The sequence below is a fragment of the Microbacterium sp. 1.5R genome, assembly GCF_007667425.1.
GTDB lineage: Bacteria > Actinomycetota > Actinomycetes > Actinomycetales > Microbacteriaceae > Microbacterium.
The window spans coordinates 690592-713822 of the sequence record NZ_VDRC01000001.1 but is presented as its reverse complement, the minus strand read 5'-3'; the positions used below and the strand labels follow the sequence as shown (position 1 = coordinate 713822).

Below are 23231 nucleotides of genomic sequence, written 5' to 3'. Positions count from 1 at the left end.
AGGGTGCCGGCCTCTCGGACGTCTCGTCGTCGGCTCACTCCTCGGGAGCGGGAGCGGCGGTGTCGCTCGGCGTCGGCGTGGGCGTCGGGGTCGGGGTGGGCGTGCTCTCGGCGCCGTCGGGGACGAGCTCCGAGTAGTACGGGAGCCGGCCGTCGAGCACGGGCACCTGCGTCTTGGCGCCGGCGCCATCGCCCGACTGGAAGTGCATCTCGACGGTGGATCCGGGCTTGGAGTCGAGCCCGACGATGCGCAGCGGCGCCTCGTCTTCGGTGCCGAAGCTGATGGTCTTGCCCGCGGGCACGGTGACCGTGAACGGATCGATGCCGGCGACCGTGATGGTGAGGGTCGCCTTGTCGGACGTCGGGTTCACGACCGCTCCGACGAAGTTGCCCACCGTGCCCTCATCGTTGGCCACGACGAAGGCGTTGCGCACGTCGAGCGGGCCGTCCGTGTCGGAGATGTTCACGCCGTCGGAGGCGGAGTACTCGATCTTCGTCGACTGCGGCGTGATGAACGTGCAGCCGGTGGCGCCGAGCAGAACGAGGGCGCTGAGGGCGGCAGACGCAACAAGGCGCGATTTCACTGGTCCTCCTGAGGTCCGGCGGGATATCCGCATCCATTCTATGCGTACGCGGAGAGCCGCCAGGGACCGGGAGGCGCGAACCTTAGCGCATATCCCCTGTGGTATCCTTGAGGTTGCCGAAAGGACACGTTTTTATGCTTTTTGAGGTTGGCGAGACAGTCGTCTATCCGCACCATGGCGCTGCGACCATCATCGAGGTCAAAGAGCGCATCATCAAGGGCGAGGCGAAGAAGTACCTGAAGCTCAACGTCACCCAGGGGGACCTCATCATCGAGGTGCCCGCTGAGAACGTCGATCTCGTGGGAGTTCGCGATGTGATCGGCAAGGAGGGGCTCGACCACGTGTTCGAGGTCCTGCGCGCCCCGTTCACCGAGGAGCCGACCAACTGGTCGCGTCGCTACAAGGCGAACCTCGAGAAGCTCGCTTCGGGTGATGTCATCAAGGTGAGCGAGGTCGTGCGCGACCTGTGGCGCCGCGATCAGGATCGCGGCCTGTCGGCCGGAGAGAAGCGGATGCTGGCCAAAGCCCGGCAGATCCTCATCTCCGAGCTGGCTCTGGCCGAGAAGATCGACGAGGACAAGGCGGGCGCACTGCTCGACGAGGTCCTCGCCTCCTGAGTGCTCTTCCCGAGAAGGCGGATGCTTCGGCATCCGCCTTCTCGCGTTTCCCGCCGGTAACGTGAAGGGCGTGACCCTCATACCTGTCCCGGACACCGCGATCATCGTGGTCGCCGCCGGTTCCGGCACCCGCCTCGACGGGGGAGCGCCGAAAGCCTTCGTCGGCATCGACGTGCACTCGATCCTCCGTCACGCGCTCGACGGCGTCTTCGCCGCAGCGCCCGCGCAGGTGATCGTCGTCGCACCGTCCGGCTTCGAAGGCGACGCGGAGACCGAGCTGCGCGCAGCGGCGGGCGATCGCATCGATCTCGGCCGCGTCGTCACGGGCGGCGGCACCCGCCAGCAGTCCGTCGCGGCGGGGCTGGACGCGCTATGGGGTGACGTGCGAACGGTGCTGGTGCACGACGCAGCCCGTGCTCTGACCCCGCCCGCGCTCATCGACGCCGTGCGGGCGGCCGTCGACGCCGACACCGGCATCCTGCCGACGCTGCCGGTCGTCGACACCCTCAAGCGCGTCGACGGCGACGAGGTGGTCGGGCCGATCGACCGCTCCGAACTCGCCGCAGCGCAGACGCCGCAGGGCTTTCCGCGCCCGCTCCTCGAACGCGCGTATGAGCGAGCTCTCGCCGACGGCGTCGAGTACACCGACGACGCCGCACTCTTCGCGGCGGCGGGTCACACCGTGCGGCATATCGACGGATCGGCGCGCGGATTCAAGATCACCACGCCGGCGGACCTGGAGCGCGCCCGGCATCTTCTCGCCGAGGAGCGCCCCGCGGCGACACCGGCCGCCCCGTCGCCTGTCGACGCGCAGCCGCCGTCGGTCGCGCGCGTCGGGATCGGCACGGACGTGCATGCGTTCGGCGGTGACGGCACCCTCTGGCTCGCGGGGATCGAATGGCCGGCCGAGCGCCCGCTCTCCGGGCACAGCGACGGCGACGCGGTCGCGCATGCGATCGTCGACGCCCTCCTCGGCGCTGCGGGTCTCGGAGACATCGGCGAGCACTTCGGCACCGCCCACCCTGAGTACGCGGGAGCGCATGCCGATGTCTTCCTCGCCCGCACCCGCGAGCTCCTCGCCGAGTCCGGTTTCGAGATCGGCAACGTCTCGGCGCAGTTCCAGGGCAACCGGCCGCGCTTCAGCGCCCGCAGGGCAGAGGCGGAGCGCGCTCTCTCGGCGGCCCTCGGCGGCGCCCCCGTGTCGGTGACGGCGACGACCACCGACGGTCTCGGGTTCACGGGACACGGCGAGGGCATCTCCGTCACGGCGATCGCCCTGATCCACAGCAACGGCCTCCGCGCCGGGAAGGAGTCGTGATGAAGGTCCTCATCATCGGAGCCCACGGATCCGTCGGACGCACGGCGGTCGCCGCGCTCGACGGCCACGAGGTCGTGCAGGCGTCGCGGAGCGGCGACCATCCCGTCGACGCCACCGATCCCGCGTCCGTCGAGCGCCTGTTCGCCGAGGTCGGAGAGGTGGATGCCGTCGTCGTCACCCTCGGCAGCGTCGCGTTCCGGCCGCTCGCCGACCTGACCCGCGACGATTACGAGTCGGCGTTCCGGAACAAGGTGCTGGCGCAGCTCGACGTGGTCCGGATCGGCACGCCGTACGTCCGCGACCGCGGATCCTTCACGCTGACCTCCGGCATCCTCGCCCGAGAACCCATCGCGACGGGCGCGGCCGCCTCGCTCGTCAACGGCGCGCTCGAGTCGTTCGTCCTCGCCGCCGCCACCGAGCTGCCACGCGGGATCCGCATCAATGCCGTCAGCCCGTCGGTGCTCGAAGATGCGCCGTCGTATCACTCGTCGTTCCCCGGTTTCGTGCCCGTGTCGTCGCATCGGGTGGGCCAGGCCTTCGCGAAGAGCGTGCTCGGGGTGCAGTCCGGGCAGGTGCTCGCGGTCGACTGACGGCGCGCGACGGACCCCCAGACTCGCGATTCGCCCGCCCGGTAGGCTTGACCGGTGACTCTGCGCCTCTACGACACCCGCGAACAGCGGCTGCGCGACTTCGTGCCTCTCGATCCCGAGAACATCACGATGTACGTGTGCGGACCCACGGTGCAGTCCGGTCCGCACATCGGGCACGTCCGTGCAGCGCTGAGCTTCGACCTGCTGCGTCGGTGGTTGGAGTCGCAGCACGGCCGCGTCACGTTCGTGCGCAACGTCACCGACATCGACGACAAGGTGCTCGCGAACGCGACGGACGCCGAGCCGTGGTGGGCTCTGGCGTACCGCATGGAGCAGGAGTTCACCCGCGCATATGCGGCGGTCGGCATCCTGCCCCCGACGTACGAGCCGCGCGCCACGGCATCCGTCCCGCAGATGCAGGAGCTCATCGCCACCCTCGTCGAACGCGGGCACGCGTACCCCGCCCCGGACGGATCGGGTGACGTCTACTTCGACGTCCGCTCGTGGCCGACCTACGGCGAGCTCACGAACCAGTCGGTCGACGCGATGGAGGCTGCGGAGGACGCGGACCCCCGCGGAAAGCGCGCCCCGCAGGACTTCGCCCTCTGGAAGGGCGCCAAGCCGGATGAGCCCGCGGATGCCGTGTGGCAGTCACCCTGGGGCGCCGGCCGGCCCGGCTGGCACATCGAGTGCTCGGCGATGTCTCGACGCTACCTCGGCGACGCCTTCGACATCCACGGCGGCGGACTCGACCTGCGCTTCCCACACCACGAGAACGAGCTGGCCCAGTCGGCCGCCGCCGGTCTCGGCTTCGCGAAGTACTGGGTGCACAACGGTCTTGTGACCGTGGGTGGCCAGAAGATGTCGAAGTCCCTCGGCAACTTCACCCTCGCAGCCGATGTTCTGGGGGAGCACGATCCGCTCGTGGTCCGGTACGCGCTCGCCGCCGCGCACTACCGCTCGAGCCTCGATCTCTCCGAGTCGTCGTGGACCGAGGCCGAGGCCGCGCTCGGCCGCATCGGAGGCTTCCTGCAGCGGGCCGGGCGCGTCGCCGGGGGCGGTATCGGCTTCATGGCGTCGCAGAGCATTCCCTCCGCCTTCGCCGAGGCGATGGACGACGACCTCGGCGTGCCGCAGGCACTGGCCGTGCTGCACGAGACCGTGCGGGCGGGCAACTCCGCGCTCGACTCCGGAGACTCGGAGGCCGCGCTCGGCGCCGCCCGCGAGGTGCTCGCGATGACCTCGGTGCTCGGACTCGTGCCGTCATCGGCATCGACGGCGTCCGCCGCGCACGCGACGGCTCTCGACGCGCTCGTGCAGGAGATGATCACTCAGCGTGCCCAGGCGCGCGCTGATAAGGACTGGGCGGCGGCGGATCGCATCCGAGACGCGATCGCCGCCGCAGGAATCACGCTGGAGGACACTCCGGCCGGAACTCATTGGAGTATCGATGGCTAAGCCAGGAAACCCGTCAGCAGGCAAGGGCAAGAAGGGCCCCACCAAGGGCTCCGGCGGCAAGGGCCGCAGCTCGCTCGAAGGCCGAGGACCCACACCGAAGGCCGAGGACCGCGCCTGGCACCCGGCAGGCAAGCGCAAGGCCGCGGCCGAACGGTACGCCGCTGCCGGCGGTCGCGGCAAGCCCGGCGGGCGTCAGACGTCCGGCGGCAGCCCGAATCGCTCCGCGCGCGCCAAGGACAACACGACCGACACCGAGACGGTGACCGGGCGCAACTCCGTGCTCGAGGCGCTGCGCGCGCGCATCCCCGCGTCGGCGTTCTACATCGCGCAGCGCGTGGAGATGGACGACCGCGTCAAGGAGATGCTGTCGATCGCCACCAACCGCGGCATCCCGGTGCTCGAGGTCACGCGTCAGGAACTCGACCGGATGGCCGGGTTCGACGGCGTGCACCAGGGCGTCGCGATCAAGGTGCCGCCGTACGAGTACGCGCACCCGCAGGATCTCCTCGAGCAGGTCATCGACAAGGGCGAGGTTCCGCTGTTCGTGGCGCTGGACGGCATCACGGATCCGCGCAATCTCGGGGCGATCATCCGCTCGACCGGCGCCTTCGGCGGTCACGGCATCATCCTCCCGCAGCGCCGTTCGGCCGGTGTGAACTCCGCGGCGTGGAAGACGAGCGCCGGAGCCGCCGCCCGCGTCCCCGTCGCGCTCGCCTCGAACCTCACGACCCAGCTCAAGGAGTTCAAGAAGCAGGGCGTGTTCGTGCTGGGTCTCGACGGAGACGGCGACGTGCTGCTGCCCGAGCTGCAGCTCGCCGATCGTCCTGTCGTCATCGTCACCGGTTCCGAGGGGAAGGGGCTCTCGCGCCTCGTCGCCGAGACCTGCGACCAGATCGTGTCGATCCCGATCTCGGCGTCGACCGAGTCCCTCAACGCCGGCATCGCGACCTCCGTCGCGCTCTACCAGGTGTCCACCGTCCGCAACGCGAAGTAGCACGACCGAGCAGGGGAGTACGCCATGGCACGCATCGTCGTCCTCGGAGGGACCGGCTACGCCGGCAAGCACATCGTCACCGAGGCGGTGAGCCGAGGGCACGAGGTCGTCGCGCTCTCCCGCTCCGAACCGACCGACGCCGTCGCCGGCGCCACATACGTGCAGGGGTCGGCGCTCGACGAGGCCTCCTTCGCGAACGCGTTCGATGGAGCGGATGCCGTCGTCTCGGCGCTCTCTCCGCGGGGCGACATGAGCGACCGCGTGCTCGACGCGCTGCGCACCGTCATCCAGGGGCTCGCCGGAACGTCGACGCGCCTCGGCGTCGTCGGAGGAGCCGGCGGCAGTCTCGCGGCCCCCGGCGGTCCGCGACTCTTCGACCTCGACTTCCCCGAGGAGTACAAGCACGAGGCGCAGGTCGGCATCGACTCCCTCGCGCTGCTCGAGCAGACGGACGGCGAGCTCGACTGGTTCTTCATCCACCCCGCCGAGGTCTTCGGCCCGTGGGCGGAGGGGGAGCGCACCGGACGGTACCGCGACGGCGGTGACGTGCTGGTGCGCGACGCCGAGGGACAGTCGTTCATCTCCGGCGCCGACTTCGCGATCGCGGTCGTCGACGAGATCGAACAGGGCAACCACCACCGCGAGCGGTTCACCGTCGGCTACTGACGCGGACGGGCTCAGACCAGGTCGCGCCAGTCGATCTCGTCGTCGTCCGCGACCGCGGTCGCGCCGGTCACGACGGGCAGGCTCATGGTCTCGGTGGGCGGGCCCATGATCGTCGCCTCGTCTCGGCGGTGCCGGAGCACCTCGTTGATGTAGCTCGTGAGCACTTCGGCGAGGGGGACGGAGCGGCCCTGCGCCTGCGACAGGTACCACCGGTGCTCCAGGACCTGATGAAAGACCTCCGCCGGCTCGAGCTTTGCGCGCAACTCGTAGGGGATCGCCCGCACGACCGGTTCGAACACCCGGGTGAGCCACTCGTGGGCGTACATCTCTTCGTCGGCCCATTGCTTGGTGGAACGGGCACGGAACTCGTCGAGGTCGTTCAGCAGCCGTCTGGCTTGATTCTCCTCGACGTCGAGCCCCGTCAGGCGGATCAGTCGGCGCTGATGATGCCCCGCATCGACGACCTTCGGCTGGATCTCGACGACCGTGCCGTCTGACGTCGTCGACATCGACATCTCGTCGATGTCGAAGCCGAGGGCGTTGAGACGCTCGACCCGCTCGGTGATCCGCCATGTCTCCGCGACCGCGAAGGACTCCTGAGCGGTCAGCTCCGCCCACAGCGATCGATACGACGAGACGATGCCGTCGGCGATGGCGACGGCATCCACGCCGTGTTCCAGACGCCCGCCGGCGGCGAGGTCCATGATCTCGCCGGCGATGTTGGTACGGGCGAGGTCGAGGTCATAGGCACGCTGGCCGTCGGTGAGGCCCTCTTCGTGCAGCTCTCCCGTCTCGGCGTCGACGAGATACGCCGCGAACGCACCGGCATCGCGGCGGAAGAGCGTGTTCGACAGCGAGACGTCGCCCCAGTAGAACCCCACGTTGTGCAGTCGAACCAGCAGCAGCGCGAGAGCGTCGACGAGGCGGTTGGCGGTGTCCGGGCGGAGAACCCGCGTGAACAGCGCGCGGTAGGGCATCGAGAAGCGCAGGTGCGAGGTGACGAGCGCGGCGGGCAAGGGGTCACCGGACTCGTCGGTGCGGCCGGCGATCGCCGCCACGCGGCTCACGCAGGGCACATCGAGGCGGGCGAGGTTGCCGAGCATCTCGTACTCGCGCCGCGCCATCTCGTCCGTCGTCTCCTTGACGGCCACGACCTTGCCCGAGAGGTCGGCGAACCGCACCAGATGGCGGGAGAGCCCCTTCGGGAGCGAGACGATGTGCTCGGAGGGCCACAGCGCCAGCGAGGTCGACCAGGGCAGCGCGAGCAGCCCCGGGTCGACGGAACTCGCGGTGATGCGCAGGGCGTCGTGCATGGCTCTCCTGTCGACGGGAAAGAGGAAGAGGGAAACCAGAAGCGGCGCGGGCGACCGAAGTCTGCCCGCGCCGCATCGGCGATTCGGATCAGGCGGAGACGACCGGCTTGTCGTTCAGGCGGTCGCCCGACTCGATGTCGAAGGCGTGCACGTGGCCGGCGTTGGCGGCCAGCGTCACGGTCTCGCCCGCGTTCGGGTGGTTGCGGCCGTCGACGCGCGCGACGAGGTCGGTGCGCTTGCCGTTGATGTCGGTGTGGCCGTACAGGTAGCCGTCGGCGCCGAGTTCCTCGACGAGGTCGACGACGACCGAGAGGCCCTTGCCGTCGGCCGGGCCGACCGTGATGTCCTCGGGGCGCACGCCCACGGTCACCTGCGAGCCGTTGGCACGACCCACGGTGTCGCGGTCGAGCGGCACGGTCTCGGTGCCGAACAGCACGCCGCCGTCGGCCAGGTCCGCCGAGAACAGGTTCATGGCGGGGGAGCCGATGAAGCCGGCGACGAACACGTTGTTCGGCTTCTCGTACAGGTCGCGCGGCGAGCCGACCTGCTGGAGCAGACCGTCCTTGAGCACGGCGATGCGGTCGCCCATGGTCAGGGCCTCGGTCTGGTCGTGCGTGACGTAGACCGTGGTGACGCCGAGGCGACGCTGCAGCGATGCGATCTGCGTACGCGTCTGCACGCGCAGCTTCGCGTCGAGGTTCGACAGCGGCTCGTCCATGAGGAACACCTGGGGCTGACGCACGATGGCGCGGCCCATCGCGACGCGCTGACGCTGACCACCCGAGAGGGCCTTCGGCTTGCGGGTCAGGTACTGCTCGAGGTCGAGGAGCTTGGCCGCCTCGAGGACGCGTGATGCACGCTCCTCCTTGCCTACGCCCGCGATCTTGAGCGCGAAGCCCATGTTCTCGGCCACGGTCATGTGCGGGTACAGCGCGTAGTTCTGGAACACCATCGCGATGTCGCGGTCCTTCGGCGGCACATCGGTGACGTCGCGGTCGCCGATGAGGATGCGGCCCGCGTTGACCTCTTCGAGACCGGCGAGCATGCGGAGGGACGTGGACTTACCGCAGCCGGAGGGGCCGACCAGGACGAGGAACTCGCCGTCACCGACCTCGAGGTTGAGCTTGTCGACGGCCGGGCGGGTGCCGCCCGGGTAGAGGCGGGTGGCCTCGTCGAAAGTCACAGATGCCATTGTGTTTCTCCTTCACCGGCAGGTACGTGCCGGACGATCCGTAGTGATAGAGCGGTGGTTCGACCCACCGTGACCCGTCATCGGGTCGGGTTCAGTATGGCAGAATCCGCCGCATCTGGGTATTTCTCAGACTGGCTGGTTAACATCGATCTCGGCCGCGCATTCGCGGTGATCGCCCCCCGAGCGGCGATCGGGGCCACCCTGCCCCTCCCCGGACCGTCAAGAGGAACGATGTCGAGCGACGAGACGCCGAACGTCCCCACATCTCGCAGTTCACGCGAGGTCGTGCGGGACAAGGCACAGAAGGTTCACGCCCAGCAGTCGAGGGCGCGCATCATGCGACGGATCATCATCGGCGCGATCGCCGTGGTCGCCGTCGGAGCGATCGGAACAGCGGTGACCCTCGCGGTGTCCGCCCAGATCTCGAAGCCACAGCTCGCGCCGAGCGGGATGGACCACGACGGCATCCTCGTCTCCGACATCAGTGCGACCGCCGTCTCGGAGGACGTGCCGGCCGCGCCCAGCCCCGAGGGATCGGATGCCGGTGAGGCGACGACGCCCGCGCCGCAGCCCACGACGTCGAGCTCCGTCGACATCCACGTCTACGTCGACTACCTCTCGCCGGACGCAGGGGAGTTCGAGCGGGCCAATGCGCGCCAGCTCGTGAACTGGATCACGGAAGGGGCAGCCACCGTCACCTACCACCCGGTCGCCCTGCTGACCGCGAGCTCGAACGGCACCAAGTACTCGCTCCGCGCCGCCGGGGCCGCCGCCTGCGTCGCAACGCATTCGCCGGCGCAGTTCTACGCCTTCAACCATGACCTGCTGGACGACCAGCCCGACGTGAACACCGACGGCTACTCCGATGCAGACCTCGCGGACATCGCCGTGGCCGTCGGCTCGGACGAGATCAAGACGGTGCGCTCCTGCATCGAGGATCAGGACTACGTCACCTGGGCGAAAGAAGCGACGTCGCGCGCACTCGAGGGGCCGCTGGTCGGCTCCGACGACCTCGTGCTCACCTCCGCGCCGATGATCGTCGTCAACGGCGAGGCCTACGTGGGGGCGCTCGACGACCCGGTCGAGTTCTCGCAGTTCGTGCTCACCGTCTCGAACGACGCCTCGCAGGCGGCCGCGACGCCCACGCCGACACCGGAGGCGACTCCGGAGCCCACCCCGACCGCGACGCCGTAGTTCGTTCGCAGACGTCGCCTCTCGCTAAGCTGGGTGGCGTCCGCCGACTTGGCGCAATTGGTAGCGCACCGTACTTGTAATACGGGGGTTACGGGTTCGAGTCCCGTAGTCGGCTCTGTCGCGGATCGCTGTGCGAGCAGGGCGCTCGAGCCCGAGTGGCTCCGCGTCGGCGAACCGGTGGACGTAGCGATCAGAACCTCGCCCGACGCCGGGATGCGCAGGTCGATTCTCACGTCAGGTGCGGCTCTCCGCCTCGTGGCCTGTGGGCGTGACGTGGGGTCTCCCTGATGTGAGCGAACCACCGTCGGTTCACTCGGACCTTCGGAACCGCGCAGAGGGAGTCGCAGAACGGATTCTCGACGTGCCCGGACGTTTCTCCCTGTGCCGGATACATACGGGGTGAGGGACAACCGAGGAGGACGTCATGGATTTCGATGTGGTCGAGGACAGGCTCAATCGCTCTGCACCGCCGGTGGGTGCACCGCTCGCTGATGCGCGCTTGAGGGCGATGTTCGATGAGTCGCAGAAGAGGGTGCGCATCGTCCCGCGCCGGAAGGGACTGCGAGTGGGGGCAGGCATCGGCGTGGCCGTAGCGCTCCTGGCCGGCGCGGGCGCTGCGGTGGCCTACACCTCGGAGTGGGGGTGGTTCCCGCGATTCGACGAGCCCGACGCGGCATTCCTCACGACCCTGCCGAGTGGACGCGTCTGCGAGGTACGGGCCGTCGCGGTGGACGGATTCGGTACCGACCCCCAGGGTGCGGATGTCGATCCACGGATGCGCGAGTGGCTCGAGAGCACTGACTTCGAGCAGATCCTCGACCTCCCGGCCGCCCGTGCCGTGGATGCCGCGGACGCGGCATCCTCTCCGGGCCAGACGCTGGTGATCGGCCCCGAGGGGGTGCTCATGGATGTGCAGGAGTCCCCGGCAGCACGAACGCCCGATGACGTGGCGGCGAACGTCGTGCGCCTCGCCATGGAGGAGGCCATCGTCCGGGAAGTGACGAGTCTGAAGGTGGATATCCGAGTGTCCACGATCAGCGCGGTCATCAAGTGCGACCCGGTGACCGAATGAGGTCCGCTGGTCCGGAGGCCCCGCTGCTCGAAGCGGTGCGGGCGTCCGCCGACGACCTCCTGGCCTACCTCGAGCGCCGTGTGGGGCGGGAGGATGCCGAGGACCTGCTGAGCGAGACGATGGTCGTGGCATGGCGTCGCCTCGTCGACCTCCCCGACGACGCGCGGCGGGCGCGCATGTGGCTGTTCGGCATCGCACGGACGACCCTCCTCAATCACGCCCGCGGCGCCGCTCGTCGGCGGTCTCTCGTGGACCGGCTTCGCGGCCCGGCTCGTGAGGCGCAGTCCGCGCCCGCCGATGACGGACTCGCGGTCCGTGACGCGATCGACAGGCTCGATCCGGACCTCGGCGAGATCGTACGACTCGTCCACTGGGAACGGTTCTCTCTGGTGGAGGTGGCCGAACTGTTGCGGCTGCCGGCATCCACGGTCCGCGGTCGATACGCCCGCGCCCGTGACAGCCTCGTCGCCAGCCTCGCCGAGGAGCCGCCCGGGATCGTGGTCGCCAGGACACGCCCGTGAGCCATCGGGGCACGACATCTGACGTCACACGAGAAATACCCCGCGCCGGATACCGGTTGTGCCCGAGTATGACTCGCATCGGAAACAGTGATCTGTCCGTCTTCCCGCTCTCGCTCGGCGGCAATGTGTTCGGCTGGACGGCCGACCGCGACGCCTCGTTCGCCGTCCTCGACGCCTTCGTCGCCGGCGGAGGCGACTTCATCGACACGGCGGATGCCTACAGCGCCTGGGCGCCGGGGAACCAGGGCGGCGAGAGCGAGACGATCATCGGCGAATGGCTCGCCTCGCGGAAGCCCTCGGACGTCGTCGTCGCGACCAAGGTGAGCCAGCACCCGGACTTCCAGGGGCTGTCGAGCTCCAACATCCGCGCAGCCGCGGAGGCCTCCCTCCGTCGTCTCGGCGTGGACGCCATCGATCTCTACTACGCGCACTTCGATGACGCGAGCACGCCGCTCGAGGAGACGGTCGAGGCCTTCGGTCGCCTCGTCGCCGACGGGCTCATCCGGAACATCGCGGTGTCGAACTACACGGCGGAGCGCATCCGCGAATGGATCGACATCTCCGACCGCATCGGCGTCCCCCGTCCGGTCGCCGTGCAGCCGCACTACAACCTCGTGCACCGCAACGACGTCGAGGAGAACATCATCCCGGTGGCGCAGGAGTTCGATCTCAGCCTCGTGCCGTACTACTCGCTGGCCAGCGGATTCCTCACGGGCAAGTACCGGTCGGCGGATGTCGACGGTCAGTCATCGCCCCGCGCCGGAGGTGCGGCCAAGTATGCGACGGAGGCGGGTCTGCGCATCATCGACACGCTCGAGGAGATCGGCGACGCTCACGGCGCATCCATCGCGTCCACCTCGCTCGCGTGGTTGCGCGCCCAGCCCGCGGTCGCCGCACCCATCGCCAGCGCGCGCACCGTCGAGCAGATTCCCGACCTCCTGGCCGGTGCACGTCTCGAGCTCACCGACGACGAGGTCGCCGCGCTCGACCGCGTCTCGGAGTGGACCCCCTCCGCGTCCTGAGCGAGCTCTCGCAGTGACGCGCCGGTGCCCGAGGGCGTCGGCGCGTCAGTGCTCTCCGGGCAGAGGCTCGTCGCCCACGACGCCCAGGCGGTGCGCGAGGATCACAGCGTGGATGCGGTCACGCGCGCCCAGTTTGGACAGCACCCGACCCACGTGGGTCTTCACGGTCGACTCGCTCACATAGAGGGCCTGGGCGATCTCGGCGTTCGTGCGCCCGCGCGCCATCTCCAGGAACACGTCCCGCTCGCGTTCCGTCAGAGCGGTCGTGGGGTCGTCGACCGCCGCGGACGGCTCCGTCTCCGCCGCGTCGAGCTGGGGGCCCACGTGTTCGAGAAGCCGCCGTGTCACGCTCGGCGCCAGAGCGGCGTCGCCGCGGTGCACCGCGCGCACGGCCGCGATCATCTCGTGACGGTGTGCGTCCTTGAGGAGGAACCCGCTGGCACCCGCTCGGATGGCCCCGAACGCGTACTCGTCGAGGTCGAACGTCGTCAGCACGAGCACGCGGCTCGCGGGGTACTCGCGCACGATCGCCTCGGTCGCTGCGATCCCGTCCAGCCCCGGCATGCGGATGTCCATCAGGACGAGATCGGGATGCAGGGAGGCGGTCTGTGCGATCGCGGAGCGACCGTCTCCCGCTTCGCCGACGATCACGATGTCGTCCTCGGCCTCCAACACCATGCGGAATCCGAGGCGGATCAGCTCCTGATCGTCGACGAGGAGGATCGAGATCGGGTCGGTCATGACGACTCCTTATGGGCTGACTCGGCGGGATCGGATGCATGGTGGACAGGGAGTTCCGCTCGGAGCACCCATCGGCCGCCCGCCACGGGCTCAGACGCGAAGTCGCCGTGCACATGGGCGGTCCGCTCGGCGAGCCCGCGCAGGCCGAAGCCGGCCACGCCTACAGCACGATCGGCGCCGTCGTTGACGACCTCGATGACGACGCTCGCGTCGGCATGGACGATGCGCACAGCGATCGAGGTCGCCGAAGGCGCGTGGCGCATGGCGTTGGTGACGCCTTCCTGGACGATGCGTCCGACGGCGTGCGACACGGCGGGGGAGAGCGTGCCCGTACCCGATTCAGTGAGCGTGACCGGGAAGCCGGCGCGCTGCGCTGTCGCCACCGTCTCGCGGGGGTCGACGGGAGCGACGGGCGCCAGCGGGGCAGTGGCCTCCGCATCGCGCAGCACGCCCAGCATCGCTCGCATCTCGGTCAGGGCATCGCGCGCGGTCGTCGCGGCGGCGGTGGATGCGGACGCCGCCTGAGCCCGGTCGGCCGTGGCCGCCGCCCCTTCCGACAGGGCGACGATGACCGTGAGGGAATGCGACACGATGTCGTGCATCTCCCGGGCGATACGGGCGCGCTCCGCGGCGGCTGCGAGCTGAGCCTGCTGATCGCGTTCGATGAGCAGCTGGCGGGAGCGGTCGATCACTGCGGCGATGTATCTCTTGCGCCCGCCGACGTTCACTCCGATGAGGGTGCCGATCAGGCCGAACACGAGCACCGTCAGCCCCGTGTTCAGACCGATCTGCATCGAGATGACCCCGGTGAGGATGAGCGGGGCAGCGATCGTGACGATCGCTGCGAGCGCGATGCCGAGACCCGTCCACGCGGCGCGTGACGATCGATAGACGGCGAGCGAATAGCACGTCACGAGCATCAACGGCGTGCCGGCCGGCTGAGCGGCGAAGAGCAGCAGCCCTTCGAGCGCGGCCGACGCGAGGAAAGGCACCAGCGGTGCGATGCGACGCCACATCAGCGAGACGCACGCAGCGATGATCGCGACGGGTGCCACGGCCGCGAAGGCGATCGCGAGGGGGTCCGCGACTGCCGGTTCGTACGGCGCAGCAGGGAGGAGCGAGAGACCGAGGCAGACGAGCGTTATCAGCACGTCGGCGACGACGGGGTGCCGAGCCCAGAACCGACGGAACACCCCGGGGGGACGCGGCAGCCGCAGCTCCTCGTCCTCGCGGACGGAGCTGCGGCTGCGGGTGCTGGTCACCGGGGAACTCTACGCGGCGGCGCGCTCACGCGTCTCGTGTACGGAGCACGATCCACGCAGCGAGCAGCCCACCTACGGTCCAGGCGCCCAGGGTCAGGTAGGCGACGGGACTCTCGAGGGCGGCGCCCTCGGGGAGGATCGCGCTCTGTGCGGCGGCGACGGGGAGATAGGCGGACGCGTCGATGACCCACGCCCACGCTTCCCCGGCCATCGTGAAGAAGGTGGCGACGATGGGAAGGACGAAGAGGAGGCCGACGGTCGCTGCGATCGCTCCCGCGCCGGAGCGCAGGAGGAACCCGAAGGCGACGCCGATCAGCGCGAACACGGCCATCGACAACGACGCCACCACGATGGGCAGGAACGACGCGGAGGGGTCGCTCCAGTCGATGCTCTGATCGCGGGAAGCGACCACCAGTCCCACGGCCACCGCCGCCGCCGAGAAGATGATCAGCGACGAGACGAACAGGAACAGGCCGACGACGACCGCCTTCGCCAGCAGCGCCGAACCACGACGGGGATTCGCTGTGAGCGTCGAGCGGATTATCCCTGTCGAATACTCACCGGTGACGGCGATCGCGCCGAGGATGCCGGCGAGGAGCATCGTGAACTGCAGCGGCATCACGACCGCCTGGATGGGGGCGAAATCGGGTGTGTCGATGGCCTGGGCGATGAGCACAGCGATGCCGATCGTCAGCAGCGCGGCGATCCCGATCGACCACCATGTGGAGCGCAGAGTCGCGAGCTTGATCCACTCGCCGCGCACCTCGCGGACGAACGAGAGGCGGTGGCCCGTGTCGACGCGTTGGCGGGTGAGGGTGGGAGCCTGGGTGGTCATGAGATCTCCTTGGTCCGGTACTCGACCGCGTCGCCGGTCAGGGCGAGGTAGGCGTCTTCGAGCGACCCGGTGGTGGGCGTCAGTTCGTGGAGAGGGATGCCGCGATCGGCAGCCAGGTCGCCGATGCGCGACGCGGGCAGGCCGACGACGTCGAGCAGGTCGGGCGCGGTGCTGACGATCTCGACGTCGGGGCCGCCGACGACGGCCGCGAGGTCTGCAGCCCGCGGCGTGCGGACCCGCACGGTGTTGCGGGTCCACGCCCGCACCAGGTCATCGAGAGGGGCGTCGGCGAGCACGCGGCCGCGCCCCATCACGATGACGTGATCGGCGGTCTGCGCCATCTCGCTCATGAGGTGACTGGAGAGCAGCACGGTGCGTCCCTCCGAGGCTGCGTGCCGCACGAACTGGCGCACCCAGCGCACGCCCTCGGGGTCGAGACCGTTGACCGGCTCGTCGAGGATCAGGGTGTGCGGGTCGCCGAGAAGTGCCGACGCGATGCCGAGTCGCTGGCCCATGCCGAGAGAGAACTTGCCGGCGCGCTTGCGGGCGACCGAGCCGATGCCGGCGAGATCGATGACCTCGTCGACCCGCGACGCGGGGATGCCGTGGGTCGCCGCCATGGCCCGCAGATGGTTACGCGCCGTGCGGCCCGTGTGCACGGCCTTGGCGTCGAGCAGCACTCCCACCTCGGTGAGCGGAGCGCGCAGCGAACGGTATTCCCGACCGGCGACCGTGGCGGTGCCCGAGGTCGGGCGGTCGAGGCCGACGATGAGTCGCATCGTGGTCGACTTGCCGGCGCCGTTGGGTCCGAGGAACCCGGTGACGGTGCCCGGCTTGACCGTGAACGACACGTCCTGGACGGCTGTCTTGTCTCCGAACCTCTTCGTGAGGCCCTCTGCTGTGATCATGCTTTCGACGCTACGGCCGACGGCTCATCCTCCGCGTCCTCCCGCGGTACCGCATGCGTCATCCGGAGGTGCCCGAGGAGTGGCACCGGAGGATGACGCAGTCGGCGGTCGATCAGGCGCGGGGACGAGCGGTCACGCGTGCGGCGACCTCGTCGGATGCCGCGATCGCCTCGTCGATGATCTCTCTCGTGGGTTCGGCGGTCAGCCAGTCGTGGCTCAGCGACGCGGGGATCAGCAGCGGCATCCGGTCGTGGATGTCGGCGAGACGCTCGGGGGCAGGCCGCATGACGATCGAGTAGCAGGTGAACCAGGCGCCGTCGGCCGTGCGACCCCGCTGGGTCACCGCCGCCATGCCGAACAGCGCGCCGTCGTCGACGAGGAACTCATGCCACACGCGCTCCGGCTTCTTCATCTCATACCAGCTGGTCGCGGGCACCAGCGCGCGCGTCTTCAACCCGCCGGGGCGATCCTGCAGACGTTCGGACCTCGTGTTGATCGACGGGAACTTCGACGGCTCGCCGCCGACGAGGAAGCCCCACCAGGCGGGCTCGAGCGTCGGCGCGGTGTCGGGCTGCACCACGATCGGATTGAGGTTCCGGAGGTTCTTGCCCGTCGGGCGCACGGTCTCTCCCGCGTTCTCGTCGGCCCACTCGCGCAACCCGTCGAGCACCGCTTCGTCGGCGGCCGCGAGGAGTTCCGCGTCGGTGAAGCGGGGGTCAAGTCCGTAGCTCGCGCACATGTCGCCAGCGTACGCCGCGCCACCGACATCGTCACGGGTCGCCGACAGCGGCTCGGATAGGGTCGACGGGTGATCACGGACCGCCGCCTGCCCGCCCCCGTCGCGCTCGGCGCGGCGGTCGCGATCGGCATCATGACGGCCGTGCAGGCGCGTATCAACGGCGTGCTCGGGGTGAAGGTCGACAACGGCGTCGTCGCCGGACTGATCTCCTTCGCCGTCGGACTCGCGGCGCTCATCATCGTGGTCGTCTGCCTCCCCTCCGCCCGTCGCGGCGTGGGGCGGTTGCGCGACGGCATCCGCCGGCGGACGATCCCGTTCTGGATGCTGCTGGGCGGCGCCTGCGGCGCCCTCACCGTCTCGACGCAGGGCGTGACGGCCGGTGTGCTGGGCGTGTCGCTCTTCACCGTCGGAGTCGTGGCAGGGCAGAGTCTTCACGGCCTCGTCCTCGACCGCATCGGCTTCGGCCCGGCAGGGGTCGTCGCAGTCACCCCCGGGCGCGTGCTCGGCGGTGCGCTGGCGCTCGCCGCGGTGGGGATCTCGCTCAGCGGCGACGTGCTCGCCACAGCTCCGCTCTGGATGCTGCTGCTTCCCTTCGCCGCCGGCATCGGCATCGCATGGCAGGCGGCCACGAACGGACGCCTCGCGCAGCGGGTGCAGTCGCCGCTCATCGCCACGTTCACGAGCTTCGTCGCGGGCACGGTCGCCCTGCTCCTCGCCGCAGCCGTGAGCATCGCGATCCGGGGGCTGCCCTCCGCTCCGCCCGCTGAACCCTGGCTGTACCTCGGCGGTCTGCTCGGCTTCGCCTACATCCTGCTCGGCGCGTTCATCGTGGCGCACACGGGAGTGCTGCTGATGGGCCTCGGCTCCGTGCTCGGGCAGCTCGCGGCATCCGTGGTGATCGACCTCGTCTGGCCCGCGGCGGCGGGCCCGGCGCCGTGGCAGATCGCAGGCATGGTCGTGCTGGCCGTCGCGTCCGTGGCGGTCGCGCTGCCGCGCCGTCGCCGCTGACTAGCTCTTCGCGTCGCGCTTCTTCGGCTTCGGCATTCGAGTGACGAGCTTTCGGGCCTCCACGGTCTTGCGACGTCCCGGCTTCTTGCCCTCCGGCTTGCCGCCGACGTAGAGCCAGCCCAGCAGCTCCTCGTTCTTGTCGAGACCGTGCGCCTTCGCGACCGCCTTGGCGCGGGTGTAGTGACCGGTGCGCCAGATGACGCCCCATCCCGCCTCGTCCAGAAGCAGGCTCAGCACGTGCGCGACGCCGGCGGCGACGGCCTCCTGCTCCCAGCGCGGCACCTTGTCGCTCTTGCGGTAGCTGGCGACCACGGCGATCAGCAGCGGTGCACGCAGCGGCTTGGTCGACGGCGACGAGTCGCTCTGCGCCTTCGCGATGGCGGCGCCGAGCACCTCGCGGTCTGTTCCGCGCATTTCGATGAGACGCCACGGGCGGAGAGAGGAGTGGTCGGCGACGCGACCCGCTGCGGCGACGAGGTGCAGCAGCTCCTCTCGGGAGGGCGCCTCGGCGGTGACCTTCGACCAGGACTGACGAGACCGGACGGCGTCGAGGGCGCTCACGACTCCTCGGGGGTGAAGTTCAGCGCGATCGAGTTCATGCAGTAGCGGTCGCCGGTCGGGGTGCCGAAGCCGTCGGGGAAGACGTGGCCGAGGTGCGACCCGCAGTTCGCGCAGCGCACCTCGGTGCGCACCATGCCGAGGGTCGTGTCCTCGATCAGCTGCACCGCATCGGGGCGGATCGACTCGTAGAAGCTCGGCCATCCGCATCCGGAGTCGAACTTCGTGCCGCTCTTGAACAGCTCGGCGCCGCAGGCGCCGCACGTGTAGAGGCCGGCACGGCTCTCGTCGAGCAGCTCGCCGGTCCAGGCGCGCTCCGTCGCCGCTTCGCGCAGCACGGCGTACTGGTCGGCGCCCAGCTCCTCGCGCCACTCGTCTTCGGTCTTGTCCACGCTGTACGACATCGGTCCTCCTGAGGGTCTTCCCCCATTCTCTCGTGTCCTGGGGGTGACGGCGCCACGGCATGATGGTCATATGACGGATGCGGTACGCGAGCGATTCGCCCGCTTCGCCGCGGAGGAGGCGCCGGGGCGCAGCGAGCTGTACGCCGAGTGGGCCGCAGGAGTCGCCGGCGATCCGCAGGTCGCCGGGATCCTCGCGCGCATCCCCGAGACGCGACGGCAGCCGCCGCTGGTCTTCGCCGTCAGTCGGATGCTGGGGGCCGGCGTCGAGCCCTTCGATGCCTGGCGCGCCTTCGTGATCGCCCGCGCCGACGAGATCGTCTCGGAGTGCACCGACCGACGGCTGCAGACCAACGAGCCGCTGCGGCTCGCGGCACTGCTCCCCGTGCTCGCCGAGATCGACGGGCCCATCGCCCTGCTCGAGATCGGCGCATCAGCGGGACTCTGCCTCTACCCCGACCGCTATTCGTATCGGATCGTCGGGGCGGATGGCCTCGTCCGCGCCGAGCTGCATCCCGCCGACGGGCCCTCCTCCGTCCTGTTGGAGAGCCGGGTCGAGGGAGACCTGCCGGCGCTGCGCCTCCCGGACGTGGTCTGGCGGGCCGGAGTCGACCTCGCGCCGCTCGATGCGCGCGACGAGAAGGACCGGCGCTGGCTGCGATCCCTCGTGTGGCCGGGGGAGGAGGGGCGCGAAGCGCGTGTGACCGCAGCGCTGGACATCGCCGCCGCAGACCCGCCGCTTCTCCTGCGGGGCGACGCCGCCGAGCGCCTCGTCGAGCTCGTGCGGTCGGCGCCGTCCGACGCGACGCTCGTCATCACGACGCCGGGCGTCCTCGTGCACATACCGCGCGCGGCGAGACTGGCGCTCGTCGATCGCATCCGCGCGTCGCCCGCGCGCTGGGTGACGATCGATCCGCCCGCTCTGCTGGACCTCTGGCAGCCGCCCGTCGACCCGGGGCACTGGTCGGGATTCGTCGTCGCGCTCGACGGCCGGGTGCGCGCCTCCGCGGACCCGCTCGGGCGATGGTGGGAGTGGCGCGCGGGCGATGGACGGGACGCGACATAGTCTGAGCCCATGCGCGGAGAACTCACGGAGCGGGATCGTCTGATCCTCGCGCTCGAGACCGCCTGGCCGAGGCACGGCGGTGCCAAGGAAGAGGTCATCCGTGCCCAGCTGGGCATGAGCGCTGCTCGCTACTACCAGCTCCTGGGGCGGCTGATCGACTCCGATGCGGCGCTCGAATTCGACCCGATGCTGGTCGGTCGGCTGCGACGCATCCGCGACCGTCGCGCCTACCAGCGAACGGCGCGAACGCCCGGTTTCGTCGGCTGAGCACGCGCGCGCCACGCGCTGTGCACCCGCAGGCGCGGTTGTACAGCGAGGTGCCGTTAGCATCGAGGGGTGTCTAAGCCGAACCGCGATCGATTCGACGACGTCTCCCGCTCCTCCGGACGAGTGGGTGCGCACCGCGCCGAAGCGCCGGGGATGAACGGCTGGATCGTCCTGCTCTGGTCGTTCGTCGCAGCCCTCGTGCTCATCATTGGCGGAATCTTCGGCTCGCTCGTCGTCATGGGGCGCATCAGTCTCTTCCCCGAAGCCGTTCCGACGGGCACCCCTGCGCCGGAGGAGACGGGTGTGGTCGACACCACGTACTCGGTGCTGATCCTCAACGCCACGGCCGACGAGGGGCTCGACGACCAGATGCGTGACACGCTCATCAACACCGGGTGGTCGGGCGATGTCGTCTTCGCCAGCGACAGCACCAGCCAGGACTTCGCGACGACCACCGTGTACTACGTGGCCGACGACGACGAGCTCGCAGCGATCGGGCTCGCGGGGGTCATCGGCGGAGCGGATGTGCAGCAGAGCGACTTCTACGCGGACCTGAACGACACCGAGCTGAAGCAGCTCACGGTCGTGATCGGTCTCGACCGTTCGGCGAACCCGCCGGCGGGCAGCGAGACACCTGCTCCGTAGTCCTCCTCGGCGGCTTGCACTCGATGGGGTCGAGTGCCAGAATGGCGTTAGCACTCTCTCACTCTGAGTGCTAAACCCAACGTCTACGTCCAGGAGGGACGACAAAACTCATGGCAAAGATCATCGCTTTCGATGAGGAGGCCCGCCGCGGCCTCGAGCGTGGCCTCAACATCCTCGCCGACGCCGTCAAGGTGACCCTCGGCCCGCGCGGTCGCAACGTCGTGCTCGAGAAGAAGTGGGGCGCCCCCACGATCACGAACGACGGTGTGTCGATCGCCAAGGAGATCGAGCTGGACGACCCGTACGAGAAGATCGGCGCGGAGCTCGTCAAGGAGGTCGCCAAGAAGACCGACGACGTCGCCGGTGACGGCACCACGACCGCGACCGTCCTCGCTCAGGCGCTCGTCCGCGAGGGCCTGCGCAACGTCGCCGCCGGTTCCGACCCGATCTCGCTCAAGCGCGGCATCGAGAAGGCCGTCACGGCCATCACCGAAGAGCTGCTCGCCAGCGCGAAGGAGATCGACTCCAAGGAGCAGATCGCCGCCACCGCGTCGATCTCGGCCGCTGACCCCGCCATCGGCGAGCTCATCGCCGAGGCGATCGACAAGGTCGGCAAGGAAGGCGTCGTCACGGTCGAGGAGTCGCAGACCTTCGGCACCGAGCTCGAGCTCACCGAGGGCATGCGGTTCGACAAGGGCTACCTGAACCCCTACTTCGTCACGGACCCGGAGCGCCAGGAAGCGGTCTTCGAAGACCCGTACATCCTCATCGCGAACCAGAAGATCTCGAACATCAAGGACCTTCTGCCCATCGTCGACAAGGTGATCCAGGACGGCAAGGAGCTCGTCATCATCGCCGAGGACGTCGAGGGCGAGGCTCTCGCGACCCTCGTGCTCAACAAGCTCAAGGGCATCTTCAAGTCGGTCGCCGTGAAGGCTCCCGGCTTCGGCGACCGCCGCAAGGCGCAGCTGCAGGACATCGCGATCCTCACCGGCGGACAGGTCATCACCGAAGAGGTGGGCCTGAAGCTCGAGAACGCCACGCTCGACCTGCTCGGCCGTGCACGCAAGGTCATCGTGACCAAGGACGAGACCACGATCGTCGAGGGTGCCGGCGAGGCCGACCAGATCGAGGGTCGCGTCACGCAGATCCGCCGCGAGATCGAGAACACCGACAGCGACTACGACCGCGAGAAGCTCCAGGAGCGCCTCGCGAAGCTCGCCGGTGGCGTCGCCGTCATCAAAGCTGGTGCCGCGACCGAGGTCGAGCTCAAGGAGCGCAAGCACCGCATCGAGGACGCCGTGCGCAACGCGAAGGCGGCCGTCGAAGAGGGCATCGTCCCCGGTGGTGGCGTCGCGCTCATCCAGTCGGGAACGAAGGCGCTCGACGCTCTCGAGCTCTCGGGCGACGAGGCGACCGGCGCGAACATCGTCCGCGTCGCGATCGAGGCTCCGCTCAAGCAGATCGCGCTGAACGCCGGTCTCGAGCCGGGCGTCGTCGCGAACAAGGTCTCCGAGCTCCCCGCGGGCCAGGGCCTCAACGCTGCGACCGGCGAGTACGGCGACATGTTCGCACAGGGCATCATCGACCCGGCCAAGGTGACCCGCTCGGCGCTGCAGAACGCAGCCTCGATCGCCGGTCTGTTCCTGACGACCGAGGCCGTCGTCGCCGACAAGCCCGAGAAGGTCTCGGCTCCGGCCGGCGACCCGACGGGTGGCATGGACTTCTGATCCAGAAGCTCTGACGAAGAGACGCCCCGACCGAAAGGTCGGGGCGTCTCTGTGTGCGGGGCGGTCCAGTGTGACGCAGTCCAATGCAGCCCAGTCCAGTGCAGCCCAGTCCAGTGCGGCCCAGTTCAGTGTGCGGGGCTGCTCAGCGGAACAGGCTCGCCGAGAACTGGTCGGCATCGGCGTATTGTGTTGCAGCGCTGCCCAGCGAATGCCCGATGGACTCGAGCGTCTGCTCGAGGTTGAGCTGGGCGCCGCGCCACTGCTCCGCGCAGGACTGGAACGCGTTCGAGGCGTTCCCGACCCACGAGGACTGCAGCTGTGTGAGCTGGCTCATGAGCGTGGCTGCCTCGACGTGCAGACGCTCCATGGTGACGAGTGCCGCCGTGTGGGCTGCACCCACGGCTTCGGTGTCGACGGTGATGACGGACATGGAATCTCCTCTCGATGGGATTCCGACGATAGGAGCGGCAGGCGCACGGCATCCGTCGGCGTCCCTCTCGATCGCCAGGACTGTGCACAATCCGCCGGAGG

At 69.4% G+C, this 23231-nt stretch carries 26 protein-coding genes and 1 tRNA gene; 16 read left to right on the top strand and 11 right to left on the bottom strand.

Translation table 11 applies throughout. The annotated features are described in order from the left end of the window. Positions 1-34: 34 nt before the first annotated feature. Positions 35-583, bottom strand: a complete 549-nt coding sequence (locus tag FSY98_RS03520; protein WP_144874020.1) for a DNA modification methylase — start codon at positions 581-583, stop codon at positions 35-37. Between the two features lie 134 nt (positions 584-717). Here FSY98_RS03520 and FSY98_RS03515 point away from each other — a divergent pair, with 134 nt between their 5' ends. From FSY98_RS03515 to FSY98_RS03490, 6 genes are all read left to right on the top strand, one after another. Then, entirely contained in the window at positions 718-1200 is a 483-nt protein-coding gene (locus FSY98_RS03515) for a CarD family transcriptional regulator (protein WP_045255828.1), read from the top strand. A gap of 70 nt (positions 1201-1270) precedes the next feature. Continuing rightward, positions 1271-2518, top strand: a complete 1248-nt coding sequence (gene ispD / locus FSY98_RS03510) for a 2-C-methyl-D-erythritol 4-phosphate cytidylyltransferase (protein WP_144874018.1) — start codon at positions 1271-1273, stop codon at positions 2516-2518. Beyond that, entirely contained in the window at positions 2518-3108 is a 591-nt protein-coding gene (locus tag FSY98_RS03505) for a short chain dehydrogenase (RefSeq protein ID WP_144874016.1), read from the top strand. Before ispD ends, FSY98_RS03505 begins: the two co-directional genes overlap by 1 nt. A 54-nt stretch (positions 3109-3162) precedes the next feature. Then, positions 3163-4566 carry a cysteine--tRNA ligase gene (cysS, locus tag FSY98_RS03500; protein WP_144874014.1) on the top strand — a complete coding sequence of 468 codons (1404 nt, stop codon included), beginning with the start codon at positions 3163-3165 and terminating at the stop codon, positions 4564-4566. Further along, on the top strand, positions 4559-5560 hold the full coding sequence (rlmB, locus tag FSY98_RS03495; RefSeq protein ID WP_144874011.1) for a 23S rRNA (guanosine(2251)-2'-O)-methyltransferase RlmB: 1002 nt from the start codon (positions 4559-4561) through the stop codon (positions 5558-5560). The genes cysS and rlmB overlap by 8 nt, the downstream gene beginning before the upstream one ends. Before the next feature lie 24 nt (positions 5561-5584). Beyond that, positions 5585-6226: an NAD(P)-dependent oxidoreductase gene (locus FSY98_RS03490; RefSeq protein ID WP_144874010.1), complete on the top strand. Its 642-nt coding sequence runs from the start codon at positions 5585-5587 to the stop codon at positions 6224-6226. Positions 6227-6237: 11 nt separating this feature from the next. Here the strand turns inward: FSY98_RS03490 and FSY98_RS03485 are convergent, their stop codons facing one another. Next, positions 6238-7539, bottom strand: coding sequence for a DUF4032 domain-containing protein (locus tag FSY98_RS03485; RefSeq protein ID WP_144874008.1), 1302 nt, complete (start codon positions 7537-7539; stop codon positions 6238-6240). An 88-nt stretch (positions 7540-7627) separates the two neighbouring features. Further along, positions 7628-8731 carry an ABC transporter ATP-binding protein gene (locus FSY98_RS03480; protein ID WP_050722642.1) on the bottom strand — a complete coding sequence of 368 codons (1104 nt, stop codon included), beginning with the start codon at positions 8729-8731 and terminating at the stop codon, positions 7628-7630. A gap of 96 nt (positions 8732-8827) precedes the next feature. Here FSY98_RS03480 and FSY98_RS03475 point away from each other — a divergent pair, with 96 nt between their 5' ends. From FSY98_RS03475 to FSY98_RS03455, 5 genes are all read left to right on the top strand, one after another. Next, on the top strand, positions 8828-9925 hold the full coding sequence (locus tag FSY98_RS03475; protein ID WP_313955848.1) for a thioredoxin domain-containing protein: 1098 nt from the start codon (positions 8828-8830) through the stop codon (positions 9923-9925). Between the two features lie 42 nt (positions 9926-9967). Beyond that, positions 9968-10040: transfer RNA gene (locus tag FSY98_RS03470), tRNA-Thr, on the top strand. 309 nt (positions 10041-10349) lie between these two features. After that, positions 10350-10997: a hypothetical protein gene (locus tag FSY98_RS03465; RefSeq protein WP_144874004.1), complete on the top strand. Its 648-nt coding sequence runs from the start codon at positions 10350-10352 to the stop codon at positions 10995-10997. Continuing rightward, entirely contained in the window at positions 10994-11518 is a 525-nt protein-coding gene (locus FSY98_RS03460) for an RNA polymerase sigma factor (protein WP_144874001.1), read from the top strand. The genes FSY98_RS03465 and FSY98_RS03460 overlap by 4 nt, the downstream gene beginning before the upstream one ends. A 68-nt stretch (positions 11519-11586) precedes the next feature. Then, positions 11587-12540 carry an aldo/keto reductase gene (locus FSY98_RS03455; RefSeq protein ID WP_144873999.1) on the top strand — a complete coding sequence of 318 codons (954 nt, stop codon included), beginning with the start codon at positions 11587-11589 and terminating at the stop codon, positions 12538-12540. 45 nt (positions 12541-12585) lie between these two features. Here the strand turns inward: FSY98_RS03455 and FSY98_RS03450 are convergent, their stop codons facing one another. From FSY98_RS03450 to FSY98_RS03430, 5 genes are all read right to left on the bottom strand, one after another. After that, the gene (locus FSY98_RS03450) at positions 12586-13281 is read right to left on the bottom strand and encodes a response regulator transcription factor (protein ID WP_144873997.1); all 696 of its coding nucleotides are present in this window, start codon (positions 13279-13281) and stop codon (positions 12586-12588) included. Next, complete coding sequence (locus tag FSY98_RS03445; RefSeq protein ID WP_144873995.1) at positions 13278-14543, bottom strand: sensor histidine kinase; 1266 nt, start codon at positions 14541-14543, stop codon at positions 13278-13280. Before FSY98_RS03445 ends, FSY98_RS03450 begins: the two co-directional genes overlap by 4 nt. Before the next feature lie 25 nt (positions 14544-14568). Then, entirely contained in the window at positions 14569-15378 is an 810-nt protein-coding gene (locus FSY98_RS03440; RefSeq protein WP_144873994.1) for an ABC transporter permease, read from the bottom strand. Continuing rightward, the gene (locus tag FSY98_RS03435; protein WP_144873992.1) at positions 15375-16286 is read right to left on the bottom strand and encodes an ABC transporter ATP-binding protein; all 912 of its coding nucleotides are present in this window, start codon (positions 16284-16286) and stop codon (positions 15375-15377) included. Before FSY98_RS03435 ends, FSY98_RS03440 begins: the two co-directional genes overlap by 4 nt. A gap of 112 nt (positions 16287-16398) precedes the next feature. Next, entirely contained in the window at positions 16399-17025 is a 627-nt protein-coding gene (locus tag FSY98_RS03430; RefSeq protein ID WP_144873990.1) for an SOS response-associated peptidase family protein, read from the bottom strand. Positions 17026-17097: 72 nt separating this feature from the next. On the opposite strand from FSY98_RS03430, the gene FSY98_RS03425 reads away from it, so the two are divergent. Continuing rightward, positions 17098-18033, top strand: coding sequence for a DMT family transporter (locus tag FSY98_RS03425; RefSeq protein WP_144876589.1), 936 nt, complete (start codon positions 17098-17100; stop codon positions 18031-18033). Here FSY98_RS03425 and FSY98_RS03420 read toward each other — a convergent pair whose 3' ends face one another. Both FSY98_RS03420 and msrB read right to left on the bottom strand, forming a co-directional pair. Beyond that, positions 18034-18594, bottom strand: coding sequence for a nitroreductase family protein (locus FSY98_RS03420; protein ID WP_144873988.1), 561 nt, complete (start codon positions 18592-18594; stop codon positions 18034-18036). Continuing rightward, positions 18591-18995: a peptide-methionine (R)-S-oxide reductase MsrB gene (gene msrB / locus FSY98_RS03415; RefSeq protein ID WP_144873986.1), complete on the bottom strand. Its 405-nt coding sequence runs from the start codon at positions 18993-18995 to the stop codon at positions 18591-18593. The genes FSY98_RS03420 and msrB overlap by 4 nt, the downstream gene beginning before the upstream one ends. Positions 18996-19065: 70 nt before the next feature. On the opposite strand from msrB, the gene FSY98_RS03410 reads away from it, so the two are divergent. The 4 genes from FSY98_RS03410 (at position 19066) to groL (ending at position 22700) form a co-directional block, all read left to right on the top strand. Beyond that, entirely contained in the window at positions 19066-20058 is a 993-nt protein-coding gene (locus tag FSY98_RS03410) for a DUF2332 domain-containing protein (protein ID WP_144873983.1), read from the top strand. A 9-nt stretch (positions 20059-20067) separates the two neighbouring features. After that, on the top strand, positions 20068-20325 hold the full coding sequence (locus FSY98_RS03405; protein WP_144873982.1) for a DUF3263 domain-containing protein: 258 nt from the start codon (positions 20068-20070) through the stop codon (positions 20323-20325). Between the two features lie 69 nt (positions 20326-20394). Beyond that, the gene (locus FSY98_RS03400; RefSeq protein ID WP_313955847.1) at positions 20395-20970 is read left to right on the top strand and encodes a LytR C-terminal domain-containing protein; all 576 of its coding nucleotides are present in this window, start codon (positions 20395-20397) and stop codon (positions 20968-20970) included. Positions 20971-21080: 110 nt separating this feature from the next. Continuing rightward, positions 21081-22700, top strand: coding sequence for a chaperonin GroEL (gene groL, locus FSY98_RS03395; RefSeq protein ID WP_144873980.1), 1620 nt, complete (start codon positions 21081-21083; stop codon positions 22698-22700). A 142-nt stretch (positions 22701-22842) separates the two neighbouring features. Here the strand turns inward: groL and FSY98_RS03390 are convergent, their stop codons facing one another. Next, complete coding sequence (locus tag FSY98_RS03390) at positions 22843-23130, bottom strand: WXG100 family type VII secretion target (RefSeq protein ID WP_144873978.1); 288 nt, start codon at positions 23128-23130, stop codon at positions 22843-22845. Positions 23131-23231: the final 101 nt, after the last annotated feature.